Origin of the sequence: Rufibacter roseus (genome assembly GCF_001647285.1) — a bacterium.
GTDB lineage: Bacteria > Bacteroidota > Bacteroidia > Cytophagales > Hymenobacteraceae > Nibribacter > Nibribacter roseus.
The window spans coordinates 309,707-326,102 of the sequence record NZ_LRML01000001.1; the positions used below are offsets into that span (position 1 = coordinate 309,707).

Consider the following 16,396-nt stretch of genomic DNA (forward strand, 5'->3'; position numbering starts at 1 on the left):
AAAATCATGAAGCGAATATATTCAACTTTAAAATGTCTGTTAGTAGGTGGACTACTGGTAGCCTCCCAAGGCTGTGAAATAGACTTGGAGTTAGACGATAGATACACTGAACTGACAATCTATCAGAATCCGGAAAGCATTGACTTGTACATGGCGGGCATGTACAATGAGTTTCACACATTTAAGTTCGGGCAATTCCCTATTGGGTATGACAATGCCACAGATGGCTTGACAGACATAATGAAATACACTTCCTCTGCAGAGGGAAATGGAAGTGTGAACAGACTAGCCTTTGAGCCGCAGCGGGTAAGTGCAGCAAGCCCTAACTTTAATTACTGGAATTCTGGTTATAACCGCATACGCAGGCTCAATGAGCTAATGTATGGTATCAATAACTATGCAGACGGGCTTACTGCGGAACAGAAAACGCTTTATGAGGCAGAAGCAAGGTTTATCAGGGGGTATGTGTATTTCTGGTTGGTAAAGCTTCACGGAAGCGTGGTTTTATTACCTGAGCTTACATCAGAGCCAAATAACCCAAGGGCAAGTGAAGAGGAAAGTTGGAATTTTGTACTGGCAGATTTTGCTTTTGCTGCAGAGCATTTGCCTACCAAGGCTGAGGGTGGTGCTGCTTGGAGAGGACGGGCCACAAAAGATGCTGCCTATGCCTTAATGGCCAGAGCGGCCTTGTATGCTGGCTCTATTGCCGAATATGATAATAAGCAGTTTAACAATGACCCATTAACTGGTGTTCCTGCTGCCAAAAAGAACGAATATTACCAAATAGCTGCCGATGCGGCCGGTGAGGTAATGAAAATGGGGTACAGCCTTCCTAAGGATTTTACCGGCATGTTCACCAACCCTAATAACAGTGAGGCCATTTTCTCAGTAGATTACCAACGCCCAGGGGTGACCCACACCTATGACAGCAGATTCTCTCCGCCCGTTGCCGCCGCAAGTAACCGAGCTGAGGGTGTACCTACCGCGGAGCTGGTAGAGGAGTTTGAAATGGCCAATGGGGAAGAGTTCTCCTGGTCTAATCCAGCCCATGCCGCTGCCCCATATGCTAATCGGGATCCAAGATTTTATGGTACCGTTCTTTACAATGGTGCCGTTTGGCAAGGACGAACCCTTGAAACATTTGTAGGCGGAAATGTAGGTTTTGTAGAGTATGGCACAGATGCTAACCCAAGTAATACAGTTACTGGCTACTATGTACGCAAATATTTAGATCCAACCAATACCACTTTCGCCCAAAATAGATCTGCCCAATCTTGGATGGTGATACGCTACGCTGAAGTGCTACTTATCTATGCAGAGGCGCAGTTGAAACTCGGCAACTTATCTGAGGCTAGAAATGCTATCAATCAGGTAAGAGGAAGAGCAGACTTGCCAAATACCCAAGCCCAGACGGCAGCTGACCTCATGGAGGCCATAGAACATGAGCGTATTGTAGAGTTAGCGTTTGAAGGACATAGGTACTGGGATCTACGCCGCTGGAGAAAAGCCCACACAGTTCTTAACAACCTGCGCGTGCATGGTGATAAAATCACTAAAAACGCTGCTGGAGACTTACAATATCAGAGAGTAGATGCTGACAAGCAGGACCGCAGATTCTTGTCTCAGATGTATTACATCCCGCTTCCGCAGGGAGAAATTGCAAATAACCGGGCATTAACCCAAATACAAGGTTGGTAACATCTAAACTGTTTGAAATGAAAAGAAATTTCTATAGCTATACTGTGTTTCTTTTTAGCCTGCTGTTTCTAGCGGGCTGTGAGACACCAGAGCCTTTTGAAAATAATGATAACAACCAGTTGTCAGATATTTGGCTCACCATTCCAGGGCAGAAAGATGCTCGCTTTAATGGCACCTACAGTGCTAACGGAGAAACGATCACTTTTGAAATACCCCATTTCTTCCCAGCTGAATCTGATAATCAGGTGGACCTGAAAAATTTGGTTTTAAGAGCCAATATTCCGGTAGATGCCAGAATCAGCCCTGCCTTGGGTAATCCAATGGATCTGACCGAACCAATTAAAATTGACATTGCCTCGGGTACAGGGGCGGTGAAATCTTACTGGGTAGAAGTAAAAAAAGTAGCAGACCTATCAGTAAAAACTGTAAGCATAGAAGTAGATGGTCAAGAAATCAATGGATTTGAACGCAATGGCGAACTGATTTTCTATGTGGTTCCTGGGGTAGATGTGTCTAATGCTACTTTGAACATAGGAATTAGTCGTCACTCCACTTCTTCACTTCCTTCTGGTTCAAAAATAGATTTGACAAATCCGGTTCCGGTAACCATTACAGGTGTAGATGGCACTACCAAAACCTATACACTCATGGCGGTGCCTCCGCAGAAGTTAAATTACGGTATTGGTATCACTAGAAAGCTATTTATTAAAATAGGATCAGAAATAGGTGGTTTTGGCGCGCATACAGAAACAAGCATGTCTGTTAGTGGAGATCACCTAATAATTGGCACAAACACCACTCCGTCAAGATACCGCATTCTTAACAGATTCACTGGCGCGCTTGTAGGGGATATGACTATGCCAAGTGCCTCTTTCCGCTCTTTCTCTATGGTAAGTGATGAAGAAGGACATATCATTGGCTCTTCTTACACCCCTAAGAACTCAAACTTCCTGATCTATAAATGGGACAATGCCATGGATCAGACACCTGAGCTGCTTATTACTTATAAAAATGAGTCTAATGCAGCAACAGACGGAGCGCTTGGCAGAAGGTTGAGTGTGTATGGCAACCTGAATACTAATGCAGTGATCATGGCCACTGAGTCTAGAAACCCGGTGATTCTGAAGTGGGTAGTAACTGGCGGACAGTTGGTGAGCCAGACTCCAGAGAAAATCACTTACGGTGACCCAATAGGTGCCTGGCCATTCGTCTCAGATGCACAGCCTATTTCGGCTTCTCCTAATACAGACTTCTTCTTGAATTATGCCAGTGAGATAGCTTTAGTAAGCGGTACTACCGGCAGACGTATCTCAGCAATTCCTAATACCCCAGCCCTGGTAGGTGTGTTCCACATGCCAATAGATTACTTTGAGTTTAATAACGCTAAGTATATTGGAATAGCAGAATATCTAACCTCCACACTGGATCAGGCAAGAATTGCAGTTTTTGATGTAACAGACCCAGCCAATATTAATGGTGCATCCGCAGCAACAAAGGTGTTTACTTCAGATCAGGTTTCTGGTACCGCAAACCCTAACGGTACGGCTGACATTGAGGTAATGGTATCTCCGGACGGTGAAAAAGCTTGGGCCTATCTGTTACTCACCAACGGTGGTATCATTGGCTATGAACTAACCAATTATGATCCTAATTAAGAAACATAATTAGAAGCTGGCAAAAACTATCAGTACAGGTGTTTGAACAGACTCACCTGTACTGATAGCCTTTGGGTGTGGTAAGAATGGGTGGGGTCTTTTAAGTGGTTCAATAATTTTAAATGCAGATGATGATGTTCAATAAAATCAAGTACTTTCTTCTAGCAAGCTGCCTTTTTCTGGCAGCCTGTGAAAGCAGTCCAGAAGAGGAGGTAACTCCTAAACCTGAGCCAGAGGTTCCTGTTGAAGAAAAAGACAAGGAAGTGTTAGTATGGATTGAGGCAAGGGCCAATATATTTGGGACTTATGGTAAATTCAATAAAACTGAAACCATCTTGGAAGTGCTTGATTCTCTGCAAAACGTTGGGGTAACAGGGATGGTGGTTGATGTAAAAGGAATTAATGGATATACTATATACCCAAGCACCATAGCTCGCCAATTAACCACTTTAGAGGGTCGTACTCTGCCACAGGAAGTTGATTATCTAGATTATTTAATTACTGAAGGGCACAAGCGGAATCTGAAAGTATATGCTTCAGTAGGCGTATTTGTGGAAGGTGACAATTATAGAAAACTAGGGAAAGTGTTTGACGACCCTACCTTCAAAAATGTTTACCAGAACATCGTCTGTGATGTAAACGGTAACCGGGTTCCTATCACTTCTACAGGAGCCAATGGCTTTGTAAACCCGGCCCGCCCAGAGGTACAGGCTTATGAGCAGAGCATAGTAAAAGAAGTAGTAAGCCGGTACAACATTGACGGAATCATGCTGGATTACTGCCGCTATAATGACATAAACGGTGACTTTTCAGATTTCAGTAAAGAAAAGTTTATTGAATTCTTAGAGCAAAAGTTCCAGGACAACATGGCCAAAGCAATGGTTTTCCCTACTGACATAGTTTCTTCATGGAGAACCACCAGCGGACAAGTAGTGCCTGCCTCTACTGGTAAGTACTATAAAAAATGGCTCATGTTTAGAGCTAAAACCATCTACGACTTTGTGAAAAGTACCAAAGAAGAGGTGAAGAAAATCAAGCCAAATATCAAGTTCGGGGCCTATGTGGGTTCTTGGTACACCAGCTACTATCAGGTAGGGGTGAATTGGGCCAGCAAGACGTATGACCCATTTAATGACCCCACTATACGGTTTGACTGGGCTTATCCAGGGTACAATGACTATGGATACGGTGATGAACTGGATCTACTCATGACGGGCAACTACTTTAAATATGTAAAGCTGGCAGATGTTCCTTCCGCCACAAACCAATACCACTGGTGGAGTATAGAAGGGTCTTTGAATGCTGGTAAATATCTTACGAAGGGTAAAGTGCCGCTCTTAGGAAGCATTGATATGGGCAACGTTACTTGGGACAAGAAAGAAGACATCACCCGCGCCATTCAGCATATCATCCAAAACTCAGACGGAATAATGCTTTTTGATGTCTGCCATGTATATGCGCCCCAATGGAACCAGTTTAAGGAGCCACTATGGGAAGAAATCAAAGAAGGAATCGGGAAGAAGTAAGTATAACCATACCCCTCAATTAATTTGTTCCCCCTGCCTTTCATGGTGTGGAGATGGGCAAAGACAGGAATTCCTTCTCTGTGTGACCCGTGTGGGCATTACCCAACCAATTTAAATAGAATCACAGTTTCCCCTAATACATAATCTTAAATGAACAAGCCTACCCTTCCTGTACTTGTACTTCTGCTGGCGCTATTTTCTATGTGCGGCAGACCAAATACCGTCTCCTCTACTGCCGGAAGTACTCAGAAACAGACGACACAGAAACGGAACCTCCTTTATTTTGACGCTACGGCAAATTTTAAGCGTTTTGCTTACCAAGATTCCATAAAATACTATTTGGCCAAGTCTAAAGATGCCGGCGTAACCGACGTGATTGTTGATGTAAAACCAATTACCGGGGAAGTGCTTTACCCTAGTAAAATAGCTCCAGTAATGAACGAGTGGTCTGGATTTACCAAGCCAGGGGGCTTTGACTTACTTACCGTGTTCATTGAGGAGGCGCATAAGCTAGGGATGACGGTGCATGCCTCTACCAACACCTTTGTGGCTGGCCATAACTATTTTGACCGTGGTGTTGTGTACAATGATCCTACAAAAAAGCATTGGCAATCATTGAATTACCTGCCCAAGGGTATGACTCCTATTACCCAGATCAAAACCAAATACTCGGCCATGACAAACCCTGCCTTGCCAGAGGTGCGGCAGTATGAGTTGTCTGTCTTAAAAGAATTAATCACCATGTACCCTAAGCTTGACGGCATTGTGCTGGACCGTGTTCGGTATGATGGCATAGAGGCAGATTTCTCTGAGGCATCCCGAAAAATGTTTGAGCAGTACATCGGGCAGAAGGTGACGAACTTCCCCGCAGATATCTACACCTATTCCACCACTGCCAAAAACAAAGACGGCAAGCCCGAGCGCGTACGGGGGCCATTGTTCAATCAATGGATTGAGTGGCGGGCCAAGGTTATCCATGATTTTATCTATGAGGCCAGGGCAGAACTGAAGAAAATCAATCCGAATCTGATCTTCGGTGATTATACCGGTTCCTGGTATCCTACTTACTATGAGGTAGGGGTGAACTGGGCCAGCAAAGAATATGACCCTTCAGAGAAGTTTGACTGGGCCTCCAAGAACTACAAGAACTTCGGCTATGCCGAAGCCCTGGATCTGTACACTACCGGCAGCTACTACTTTGAGGTAGAGAAGAAAGAGGCCAAAAACATAGACCCCAATACCGTGAACAGAACGGAGGCCGGCCAGGACAAAGGCACGGATGACTGGTACACCGTAGAAGGCTCCGCTGAAATGGCCATGAAAATTACCAAAGGTAAGGTGCCAGTTTATGCCGGGATTTATGTAGAACAATATGAAGATGACCGCGAACAGTTTGTGAAAGCCTTGAAAATGTGCCGGGCCAAGTCAGACGGGGCTATGGTCTTTGACATTGTGCACGTGATCAATAAGGGCTGGTGGAATGAACTGAAAAGAGGCCTTACAGAATAGAAAAGTTGTTTTGGGGCTGTTTTTCTAAAAACAGCCCCAAAACAGAATACAAACAAGCTCAGAGTAGGAGATAAAGAGAGACCTCAAAAAGCATGACCGTAGTAACATCACAGGTTTTGGAAGCCGCCCCGGTAGAGGTGCAGAAGCATTTGGCTTCTGTAACTGCACCTGCGCGCGCGTTCGGACTAGATGCTTTACGCGGGCTGGCCATTATAGGAATGGTGTTTTCCGGGGTGTTTCCGCATGAAAGCCCATGGCCGGGGTGGATGTTCCATGCCCAGGTAGGGCCTCCGGATTTTACCTATACCCCAACCGTACCGGGCATTACCTGGGTAGACCTGGTGTTTCCGTTTTTCCTGTTCTCCATGGGGGCTGCCTTTCCGTTGGCCATGAGCCGAAAAATTGGTCAGGGGCAAACGGGCGAGGTTCTCCTGAATGTTCTAAAGCGGGGAGCGTTGCTGGTCTTTTTCGCAATTGTCATACGCAATCTGAACTGGTTTGGTTTGCAGGGGCCTGGCTGGGTAAACCAACTGACCTCACTGATCACTTTTGCATGCTTTTTTCTGGTATTCATGCGGTTCACTTCGCTAAAAGGGAGCCAGGAAGTGCTGGTAAAGTTGATTGGCTTTATAGTGATAGCTGGATTGGTATGGGCGCATGATAGCTTCACCGCTTTTGAATTCTCCAAAAGTAACAACGACATCATTATAGTGGTATTGGCGAATATGGCGGTGGTTGGCTCTGTAATATGGTTGCTTACCCGCGGAAATATTCTTCTCAGAATGGGCGTGTTGGCTTTGTTTGCCGCCGTTTGGCTTACCCATGAAATAGAAGGCAGCTGGACAAGTGCCATCTATAACTTTCACCCGTCCCTGAATTGGATGTATCAGTTTAGGTTTCTGAAGTATTTGTGCATAGTGCTACCCGGTTCAATATTGGGTGACCTGATGCTTAAGTACAGAACCGTTGGTGAAACCACTGGAAAAGGCTCCATTTCTAAGCTGTTACTGGGTAGCCTTTGTTTGGCATTGGTCATCATAAACTTGTACGGGCTGTACACACGCCAGATTTACCTCACGCTGGCCGTAGATGCTGTGCTTTGCCTGGTAGGTTTTTGCTTATTGCACAAAACCATTACGAAGCAAGAACAACTGTGGCGACAGGTCTTTGGATGGGGCGTGTTTCTGTTGTGGCTGGGGTTAGCGTTTGAGCCTCTTGAAGGCGGTATCAAAAAAGACCCTTCCTCCTTCAGTTATTGGTTTCTGACTTCTGGGCTGGCGTTCTTCACTTATATTCTTTGCGATATTCTTTCCCAACGTTTCCATAAAAATCTGTTCTGGAAATCCATTATTCAAAGTGGGCAGAACCCCATGGTGGCCTATGTGGGCACAGCCTTTTTGGTGTCACCGCTGTTGGCGCTCACCCACTTTTCTGAGGTGCTGGAAACTCTGCGTGAAATTAATGTTTACCTGGGTATTGTCAAGGCCTTTGTCATTGCCGGGTTGGTAGTGGCAGTAACGGTCTACACTACCCGAAAGGGGTGGTTCTGGCGTACCTGATTTTATTACGATTACAAATAATACGAACACAAACAGATTGCTTTAAAATAATAGAATGAGTTTAAGCGGATTAGACATCGGCATCATCATCGCCTATATAGTGGGCATTTTGGGTATTGGCTTTTATATCTCCAAAAGAGCCTCTAAAGACATGCAAAGCTACTTTTTAGGTGGCAACACCATGAAGTGGTACTACTTGGGTCTAAGCAACGCCTCAGGTATGTTTGACGTGTCGGGCACTATGTGGACTGTTATGATCCTGTTTGTCTACGGCCTCAAAAGCGCCTGGATTCCATGGCTGTGGCCAGTGTGGAACCAGGTATTCATCTTCGTGTTTCTTGCCATCTGGATGCGCCGCTCCAAAGTAATGACGGGCGCGCAGTGGATCACCTTCCGCTTCGGCGACGGCAAAGGCGCCAAGCTCTCACACATCATTATTGTGGCCTTCGCCATCATAAGTGTGTTAGGGTTTATTGCCTACTTTTTTGAAGGAATAGGTAAACTGTGTACCATCATTCTGCCCTGGGACCTGAGCTTTACCATTGGCGAATGGGCTGTTTCTTCTGAACGCGGCTATGCGCTGTTGATCTGCCTGATCACTACCATTTACACCGTGAAAGGCGGTATGTACAGCGTGGTGGCCACCGAGATTCTTCAGTTTATTATCATGACCATCTCTTGCTTCGTGATTGGCTACGTAGCCTATACCTCGGTAACCGGCGAACAGATCAGCGCGGCTATTCCACCCGGCTGGAAAGACCTCACCTTCGGCTGGACATTGGACATGGACTGGAGCCAAACCGCTTTCCCGGCGGTCAACCAGAAACTGGAAACCGATGGCTTCAGCCTGTTCGGAGCTCTGTTCATGATGATGCTTTTCAAAGGCATATTTGCTTCTATTGCCGGCCCGGTGCCGTCTTATGACATGCAGCGGGTGCTGGCGGCGCGTACTCCTTCAGAGGCGGCCAAAATGAGTTTCACCACTATTTGGGTAATGTATATTCCGCGCTATTTAATGGTGGCAGGCTTTGCGGTGCTGGCGCTGGTTTATCTGGTGCCGGAGATCAGTGGCATGGGGGCTAACATGGACTTTGAGCAAATTCTGCCGCTGGCCATTAACAAGTTTGTACCAAATGGTTTCAGAGGCTTATTGTTGGCCGGTCTTTTGGCCGCTTTCATGGGTACATTCTCAGCCTTTGTCAATTCGGCCCCGGCGTATATTGTGAATGACATTTACAAGAAGTACATCAACCCCAACGCCTCTGACAAAAAGTATGTCCGGATGAGTATTGTTTCGTCCATCCTGTTGGTAATAGCGGGTATCATCTTCGGGTTTAACGCTGGTTCTTTGAACAAGCTTACGCTCTGGATTACCTCGGCCCTGTACGGTGGCTACGTGGCGGCCAACTTCCTGAAATGGGTGTGGTGGCGCTTCACCGGCTATGGCTATTTCTACGGCATGCTCTTCGGGTTAATTGCCTCCACCATTAAGCTGTTCGTGTTCCCGGAGATTGTAGACATCTATGTGTTCCCTATCATCTTCGCCTTTTCGCTGGCCGGTTGCATGATCGGGACCTACATGAGCCCGCTGCCTAACCGCGAGGCCGTGAAAAACTATTACCGCGAAACTCGTCCCTGGGGTTTCTGGGGCCCTATCAAGCGTGAGGTGATGGCTGAGAACCCTGACTTTGTGCCCAACCAACACGCCGGCCGTGACTGGACCAATATTGTAGTAGGCATTGCCTGGCAGTTCTCACAAGTCGTGATTCCGATCTATTTCATGATCAGAGAAAATTACTACGCTTTAGGCTGGTCTATAGTGCTGTTGATTACCACGATTATTCTTAAGAAGAACTGGTGGGATAAGCTAGAGGAATCAGATGTGGAGCCTACGTATGAGAAAGATAGAAAAGAGAAGCTGGTAAAAGTAGGCTAACTGATGATCAGGAAGAAAAACCTATTCATGCTCTTAATAGCCGTGCTCCTTTTTAGTGGCATGGCTTGGGCGCAGGAAGCCGCCAAGATTGACAGTAGCTATGCCAACTCGCATTACCGCATGCGGCTGGATTTTTTCAGGCAAATGCCCAACCTGAAAAAGGAAATTGTCTTTCTGGGCAACAGCATTACCGAGGCGGGAGAGTGGCAGGAGCTGGTGCCATGCAAACCGGTAGTCAACCGCGGCATTAGTGGCGACGTGACGTGGGGAGTTTTAGCCCGGTTAGACGAAGTGTTGGCCTCTAAACCAGCCAAGATTTTCTTGCTTATTGGAGTAAATGATTTAAAGCGAGGAATATCAACTGAAATCATTTCAGCTAACCACCGGAGAATTCTGGCGCAAATAGAGCGGTATTCACCCAAAACCAAAGTGATTCTGCAGAGTGTGCTGCCAGTAAACGAAGATATGCTGGCTATAAACTATAAGAACATTAATAATGCTCTAATAGTGGAATTGAACAAACGGCTTCAGGTATTGGCAGGGGAGTATGGAAATGTAACCTTCATTAACCTGCATCCAACTTTTGCTGATAGTACCGGGCAATTAGAAAAAGGATTGTCAACTGATGGGCTGCACCTTAAAACGGTGGCCTACATAAAATGGGTAGAGTACCTGAGAAAAGAAAAGGTTCTGTAAGCCGTTTTTGGTGTGTTTTCTGAAAAACAGGCACAAAACAGGAATAGAGAAAAAAGCTTGGACTCGGCCCATCAGTAGACTTGGAGTGGCTAAAAAAGAAATACGTGTTTTCAGGCTGTTTTCCTGAAAATAGCCTGAAAACAGAAATTGAGATAGATGAGATTACTACGTAAAGTGTGTAAACAAATGCTGAAAGGTAGCCTGGCGGTGCTTGGGGGCATGTTGTGGACTTTCACTGGTTTTGCCCAAACGGCCAAGCTAGACAGCAACTATGTGAACCCCCACTATGAAATGCGGTTGAAGGAGTTCAGCGCGCAGCCCATTCCTAAAAACGCCGTTGTGTTTTTAGGCAACAGCATTACGGCGCGCGGCAAATGGGCCGAGTTACTGCCCGGTATGCCCGTGGTCAACCGCGGCATCGGCGGTGACATTACGCATGGTGTTCTGGCCCGTTTAGATGACATCTTAGCGGCCAAGCCGAAGAAGATTTTCCTTCTCATCGGTATCAATGATTTGTCGCGCCGGTTCCCGGAAGAAGTCATCATGCAGAAATATGAGCAACTGGTGCAGCGCGTAAAACAGAAATCGCCTAAGACTAAGCTGTACGTGCAGAGCGTGTTGCCGCTGTTAGATGATATGCTGCAACCCGCGTACCTCAAAAACCTAAACCCGGCCGTGACCAGCCTTAACACAAAGCTACAGGCCTTTGCCAAAAAACATAAGCTCACCTACATTAACCTGCACCCGGTCTTTGCAGATGCCAGCGGCCAGCTTAAGAAAGAGTACTCGTTAGACGGCATTCACGTCACCGATGCGGCGTACCCGGTGTGGGTGCAGTACTTAAAAGATAAAAAATACCTGTAAACAGAAATTGAAACTTAAGAGAACTGCACTGGCCAGTGACTCTTTTTGAATACATACCCATGCAAATAACCGGAACCTTTATAGACGAAATCTCCCATGATATTCCGCACCAGAACTGGGGGCGCGAAGAGTGGGACCGTGATTTCGGGTACATGAAAGCCGTAGGCATTGACACCGTTATCATGATCAGGAGCGGCTACCGCCGGTTCATCACGTACCCGTCGCAGTATTTACAGAAGAATTACGGGTGCTATGAACCACCGGTAGACTTAGTGCAGATGTACCTGGAATTAGCCGAGAAGCATGGCCTCAAATTTTACTTCGGGCTATATGACAGCGGGCACTATTGGGACACCGGCAACCTGCAAGACGAAATTGACGCCAACCGCTTTGTGATTGACGAAGTGTGGCAGAAATACGGCCATTTCAAAAGCTTTGGCGGCTGGTACCTGAGCATGGAAATCAGCCGTAAAACCAAGGGCGCCACCGAGGCATTTAGAACCCTGGGGCAACAGTGCAAAGACGTGAGCGGCGGCTTGCCTACGTTCATTTCGCCCTGGATAGACGGTAAAAAAGCCGTGATGGCAGCCACGTCGCAATTGTCTAAAGAAGACGCGGTTTCGTTGCGCCAACACGAAGAGGAGTGGAGCGAAATCTTCTCGGGCCTGCACGGTTCAGTAGACGCCGTGGCGTTCCAGGACGGGCACATTGACTACCATGAACTGGAAGACTTTTTCGGCATCAATAAAAAAATGGCCGACAAGTTTGGCCTGCAGTGCTGGACCAACGCCGAGAGCTTTGACCGCGACATGCCCATCAAGTTCTTGCCCATCAAGTTCGAGAAACTAAGGTTGAAGTTAGAGGCCGCCCGTAAGGCAGGATATGATAAAGCCATAACGTTTGAGTTTTCACATTTCATGAGTCCGCAGAGTGCGTACCTGCAGGCGGGCCATTTGTATAACAGGTATAAAGAGTATTTACAGAGCTTACGCTAATCACATATTTTATGAACCATTATTCTACGCTGTACAAGCAGGAGTTGTTAGAGAATGTTATTCCGTTCTGGATGAAGCATTCCAAGGATGAAGAGCATGGCGGTTTTTATACTTGCTTAGACCAATTCGGGAAGGTGTTTGACACCGATAAGTTTATTTGGCTACAGGGCCGTGAAACATGGATGTTCTCCATGCTGTATGACAAGGTAGCGCCCAAGCAAGAATGGTTAGACATGGCCGTGCACGGCGCCGATTTTTTAAAGAAACATGGCCGTGACGCTGAAGGCAATTTCTATTTCTCCCTTACCAAGCAGGGCCAGCCGCTTGTTCAGCCCTACAACATTTTCTCAGACTGCTTTGCAGCCATGGGCTTTGGTGCCCTCTACAAAGTAAAGCCAGAAGATGAGTACGCAGACATAGCCCGCAAGACATTCCAGAATATCCTTAACCGTCGCGAAAACCCTAAAGGCAAGTATAGCAAGGCCTACCCAGGCACGCGTAATCTGCGCAACTTCTCACTGCCCATGATCCTGAGCAACCTGTCTTTGGAGATGGAGCACCTGCTTGACAAAAGTCTGGTAGATTCGCTCATGCAGGAGATCATACATGAGGTAATGGAGGTATTTTACCATGAAGAGAGCGGCCTGATTCTGGAGAATGTTTACGAAGACGGCTCCTTTGCTGATTGTTTTGAGGGCCGACTGCTCAACCCTGGCCACATTATTGAAGCCATGTGGTTTATCATGGATCTGGCAGTGCGCCTGAAAGATCAAGCTCTGATCAACAGAACGGTAGAAATTGCCCTGCGCACCCTTGAATCTGGCTGGGACAATGAGTTTGGCGGTATTTTGTACTTCCAAGACATTAAAGGCCATCCGGTTCAGCAATTGGAGTGGGATCAGAAGCTATGGTGGGTACACGTAGAGGCATTGGTATGTATGGCAAAAGCCTACGCCGTTACCGGTGATGAGCGTTGCCAGCGGTGGTTTGAGAAGCTACATGACTATACTTGGAACCACTTCAGAGATGACCAGTACAGTGAATGGTTCGGTTACCTGAACCGCCGCGGCGAAGTGCTGCTCCCCTTGAAAGGCGGTAAGTGGAAAGGCTGTTTCCATGTGCCTCGTGCTTTGTACCAAGTGTACAGTACTCTGGAAAATTGTAAGATGGAGGTAGCTCAAGCTGAAAAGTTAGGCGCCAGATAATATTTCCTGAAGAACGCCTGCGCTGACTCCTAGATAAAATAAGGGTTTAGGTGCAGGCGTTTTTTTATTGCCGCGATTTTGGCTTGTTTTTACAAAAACAGGTGAAAAACATATAAAAAGCTGCTCTTTCTGTTGTCTTTCCCTTTCTTTACTTCCCAGCCAAGCTAAACAAAACATATGATTTCATTTTTTGTATCTGTAATTGCCCTGGTGGTGGGTTACATGGTTTACTCAAAGGTGGTAGAGCGAATTTTTGGGGCAGACGTTCACCGGCCCACTCCCGCCCTTACCATGGCAGACGGCATGGATTACGTAGCCATGCCTCAATGGAAAATTTTCCTGATCCAGTTTCTGAACATAGCAGGTCTGGGGCCAATTTTCGGGGCGGTAGCCGGAGCTATGTGGGGGCCATCTGCTTTCCTCTGGATTGTGCTGGGTTCTATTTTTGCCGGAGGAGTGCATGACTACTTTTCTGGTATGCTCTCTGTTCGTAACGGAGGCGAAAGTATTACCGAAACCACTGGGCGTTATCTGGGCGGCTTCATGAAACAGTTCATGCGGGTGTTTACAATTATCCTGCTGGTAATGCTGGGAGCTGTATTTATTATAGGGCCAGCCAAGATTTTAGATGGTATGATGCAGGGTGTTGGCAGTGTGTCTATGTGGGTCTGGATCATCTTTGCGTACTATGTGCTCTCCACCGTATTGCCCATTGATAAAGTGATAGGTAAGCTGTATCCGGTGTTTGGGGTGGCGCTTTTATTTATGGCGTTGGGCATTTCAGTGATTATGATTTCCAGAGGGCTGGCAATACCGGAAATAACTTGGGACAATCTTACAAACCAACACAGCAGCCCTGAAAAATTCCCGCTTTTCCCCATGTTGTTTGTGACCGTGGCCTGTGGTGCCATCTCTGGTTTCCACTCCTCTCAGTCGCCAATGATGGCCCGGTGTATCACCAATGAACGCCAGGGCAGACCCGTATTTTTTGGTGCCATGGTGACCGAAGGGGTGGTAGCTTTAATATGGGCTGCAATCAGTATGAGTTTCTTCGGGAGCGTGGGAGGTTTAAACGAGGCCATGACTGAACATGGTGGCAACGCAGCTTGGGCCGTAAGCGAGATTTCTAATTCACTTTTGGGTAAAGTGGGCGGTGTTCTGGCGCTCTTAGGTGTAGTGGCTGCCCCTATTACCTCCGGCGATACTGCTTTCCGTAGTGCCCGCCTTATCGTGGCTGATTTCATGAAGTCAAACCAAGGGCCGTTAAAGAATCGTCTGCTCATCAGCATTCCATTATTTGCGGCGGGCTATGGATTAACCCTCATTGACTTTGCCGTGGTGTGGCGCTATTTCGCCTGGACAAACCAGTCTTTGGCTACCATAGTGCTGTGGGTGATTACCGCTTTTCTGATGAAAGAAAGAAAGTCATATTGGGTTACCCTGGTGCCGGCTGTTTTTATGACGGCCGTGGCTACTTCTTACATTCTGGTGGCTCCGGAAGGCTTCCAACTATCCACTGAAATTGCCTATACGGCGGGAGTGGGCACTGCGCTGGCGTTGCTGCTCTTTACCTTGTACAAAGCCTCTGCCAGAAAACGGGAGCCAGAAAAAGAGCTGGTAAAGTAAAGGCAGGTTTATTCGTGCTGTTTTAGGCTTGTTTTTACAAAAACAGGCCTAAAACAGCTGCTCCTTCTAATTTTTTTTCCACTAGATTCTTAGCTGGGTTTTCAAAAAGTAAAGCCTTCAAGATGAGGTTTCTTGTACCCCCCTCACTTCTAATAGCCGAGTTTTACAGAAGTGACACCGCCACATGTAATTATTCCCCGACACTTTTAATCTCTTCAGTAAAACCCTTACCGTTTACCGCTCAAAATGATCTCAATTCCTCCTTATTTCAAAAATACAGTTCTGGGTATGGTAGCGCTTACCACCATAGGCTGTAAAAGTAGTATCTCTTCAGAAGTTTCTAGCCAAGGCGGGGAAACCGCTAGTCTTACTAATGAAGTGCCGCCTGCCGCCACTATCCCCTGTTTCCCTGGCGCTTATTACAGAAAAGTAGTCAGTAGCTTTGACGATTGGACGGGCATAACTGGCATAGTGGTGTTAGGCCACCCTACCACCGACCCCAACAGGCTAGATTCACAGCGGAACAACCTGCCACTAGATAACTTCTCTATTTATATGGGAGGCAACGCCGGCGGCCATTACGAGGTAGATGCGGGTATGACCTGGACCTTTTCAGTGGACAAGGCCACCGGGAATACCAGTAAAGAGCGGATAGCCTGGCGTCCCTTCTGGCGTACCAAAGTCTGGAGCAATCCGCCTAATGTAGAGCAATACACATGGCATCCTGGCGATACCATCCAAATGACCGTGAAAATGGTAGCTCCTCAGAAGTTACGCATGATTATTGCCGATGCAGGTGCCCAGCCATTTAAAAAGTTTGAGGTAGATTTTGACGCCGAAGGCTTTACTGCTGAACAGCCGCGCCAGTTTAAGCGTGTTAATGCCATTGACCAAGTAAGAAATGAAGGCAAGCCGGTGCAGCCCACAGCGGCCAGAGTGACGGGTGGTGAGTGGTTGTTTACCTCTCTTTTTAAAGGTGACCAGGAACTACACATGAACCAAGCCCGCTATACCGATATGCGCTGCCCAGATGCCGATAACATTAAGGTGACTACCACGGCCAATGCTCAGAAAGGCGGCGAGAAAATTGACATTATGGGAAAACAGTAAGGGTTACAATATTAAAG

The 16,396-nt window shown here is 46.8% G+C and carries 12 protein-coding genes; all 12 read left to right on the forward strand.

Annotation, left to right across the window (positions count from 1 at the left end):
* Positions 1–6 precede the first annotated feature (6 nt).
* The 12 genes from A8O23_RS00980 to A8O23_RS01035 all read left to right on the forward strand — a co-directional run bounded on the left by A8O23_RS00980 (position 7) and on the right by A8O23_RS01035 (position 16,379).
* Entirely contained in the window at positions 7–1,698 is a 1,692-nt protein-coding gene (locus A8O23_RS00980) for a RagB/SusD family nutrient uptake outer membrane protein (protein WP_066615433.1), read from the forward strand.
* 17 nt (positions 1,699–1,715) lie between these two features.
* The gene (locus A8O23_RS00985; RefSeq protein ID WP_153042028.1) at positions 1,716–3,353 is read left to right on the forward strand and encodes a DUF5018 domain-containing protein; all 1,638 of its coding nucleotides are present in this window, start codon (positions 1,716–1,718) and stop codon (positions 3,351–3,353) included.
* 128 nt (positions 3,354–3,481) lie between these two features.
* A complete protein-coding gene (locus A8O23_RS00990) occupies positions 3,482–4,879 on the forward strand; it encodes an alpha amylase family protein (RefSeq protein ID WP_161486673.1) in 1,398 nt (465 codons plus the stop codon).
* A gap of 150 nt (positions 4,880–5,029) precedes the next feature.
* Positions 5,030–6,388, forward strand: a complete 1,359-nt coding sequence (locus A8O23_RS00995; protein WP_082882828.1) for an alpha amylase family protein — start codon at positions 5,030–5,032, stop codon at positions 6,386–6,388.
* Between the two features lie 92 nt (positions 6,389–6,480).
* Positions 6,481–7,947: a DUF5009 domain-containing protein gene (locus A8O23_RS01000; RefSeq protein ID WP_082882829.1), complete on the forward strand. Its 1,467-nt coding sequence runs from the start codon at positions 6,481–6,483 to the stop codon at positions 7,945–7,947.
* Between the two features lie 55 nt (positions 7,948–8,002).
* Positions 8,003–9,883 (forward strand): sodium:solute symporter family protein, encoded by a 1,881-nt coding sequence (locus A8O23_RS01005; RefSeq protein ID WP_066615439.1) that lies wholly within the window; start codon positions 8,003–8,005, stop codon positions 9,881–9,883.
* 27 nt (positions 9,884–9,910) lie between these two features.
* A complete protein-coding gene (locus tag A8O23_RS01010; RefSeq protein ID WP_204377661.1) occupies positions 9,911–10,579 on the forward strand; it encodes a GDSL-type esterase/lipase family protein in 669 nt (222 codons plus the stop codon).
* 186 nt (positions 10,580–10,765) lie between these two features.
* Positions 10,766–11,443 carry a GDSL-type esterase/lipase family protein gene (locus A8O23_RS01015; protein ID WP_066615444.1) on the forward strand — a complete coding sequence of 226 codons (678 nt, stop codon included), beginning with the start codon at positions 10,766–10,768 and terminating at the stop codon, positions 11,441–11,443.
* Positions 11,444–11,502: 59 nt separating this feature from the next.
* Complete coding sequence (locus tag A8O23_RS01020) at positions 11,503–12,438, forward strand: DUF4434 domain-containing protein (RefSeq protein ID WP_066615447.1); 936 nt, start codon at positions 11,503–11,505, stop codon at positions 12,436–12,438.
* Between the two features lie 11 nt (positions 12,439–12,449).
* Positions 12,450–13,643: an AGE family epimerase/isomerase gene (locus A8O23_RS01025; RefSeq protein ID WP_066615448.1), complete on the forward strand. Its 1,194-nt coding sequence runs from the start codon at positions 12,450–12,452 to the stop codon at positions 13,641–13,643.
* Between the two features lie 177 nt (positions 13,644–13,820).
* Positions 13,821–15,269, forward strand: coding sequence for a carbon starvation CstA family protein (locus A8O23_RS01030; protein WP_066615452.1), 1,449 nt, complete (start codon positions 13,821–13,823; stop codon positions 15,267–15,269).
* Positions 15,270–15,515: 246 nt separating this feature from the next.
* Complete coding sequence (locus A8O23_RS01035) at positions 15,516–16,379, forward strand: hypothetical protein (RefSeq protein WP_066615454.1); 864 nt, start codon at positions 15,516–15,518, stop codon at positions 16,377–16,379.
* The last annotated feature ends 17 nt before the right edge of the window (positions 16,380–16,396 follow it).

What these genes read in the sequence shown, in the direction of transcription:
- A8O23_RS00990 (WP_161486673.1), top strand. Translation starts at nt 3,482, where the DNA reads ATGATGATGTTCAATAAAATCAAGTACTTTCTTCTAGCAAGCTGCCTT.
- A8O23_RS01030 (WP_066615452.1), top strand. Translation starts at nt 13,821, where the DNA reads ATGATTTCATTTTTTGTATCTGTAATTGCCCTGGTGGTGGGTTACATG.
- A8O23_RS01025 (WP_066615448.1), top strand. Translation starts at nt 12,450, where the DNA reads ATGAACCATTATTCTACGCTGTACAAGCAGGAGTTGTTAGAGAATGTT.
- A8O23_RS00995 (WP_082882828.1), top strand. Translation starts at nt 5,030, where the DNA reads ATGAACAAGCCTACCCTTCCTGTACTTGTACTTCTGCTGGCGCTATTT.
- A8O23_RS01020 (WP_066615447.1), top strand. Translation starts at nt 11,503, where the DNA reads ATGCAAATAACCGGAACCTTTATAGACGAAATCTCCCATGATATTCCG.
- A8O23_RS01000 (WP_082882829.1), top strand. Translation starts at nt 6,481, where the DNA reads ATGACCGTAGTAACATCACAGGTTTTGGAAGCCGCCCCGGTAGAGGTG.
- A8O23_RS01010 (WP_204377661.1), top strand. Translation starts at nt 9,911, where the DNA reads ATGCTCTTAATAGCCGTGCTCCTTTTTAGTGGCATGGCTTGGGCGCAG.
- A8O23_RS00980 (WP_066615433.1), top strand. Translation starts at nt 7, where the DNA reads ATGAAGCGAATATATTCAACTTTAAAATGTCTGTTAGTAGGTGGACTA.
- A8O23_RS00985 (WP_153042028.1), top strand. Translation starts at nt 1,716, where the DNA reads ATGAAAAGAAATTTCTATAGCTATACTGTGTTTCTTTTTAGCCTGCTG.
- A8O23_RS01035 (WP_066615454.1), top strand. Translation starts at nt 15,516, where the DNA reads ATGATCTCAATTCCTCCTTATTTCAAAAATACAGTTCTGGGTATGGTA.
- A8O23_RS01015 (WP_066615444.1), top strand. Translation starts at nt 10,766, where the DNA reads ATGCTGAAAGGTAGCCTGGCGGTGCTTGGGGGCATGTTGTGGACTTTC.
- A8O23_RS01005 (WP_066615439.1), top strand. Translation starts at nt 8,003, where the DNA reads ATGAGTTTAAGCGGATTAGACATCGGCATCATCATCGCCTATATAGTG.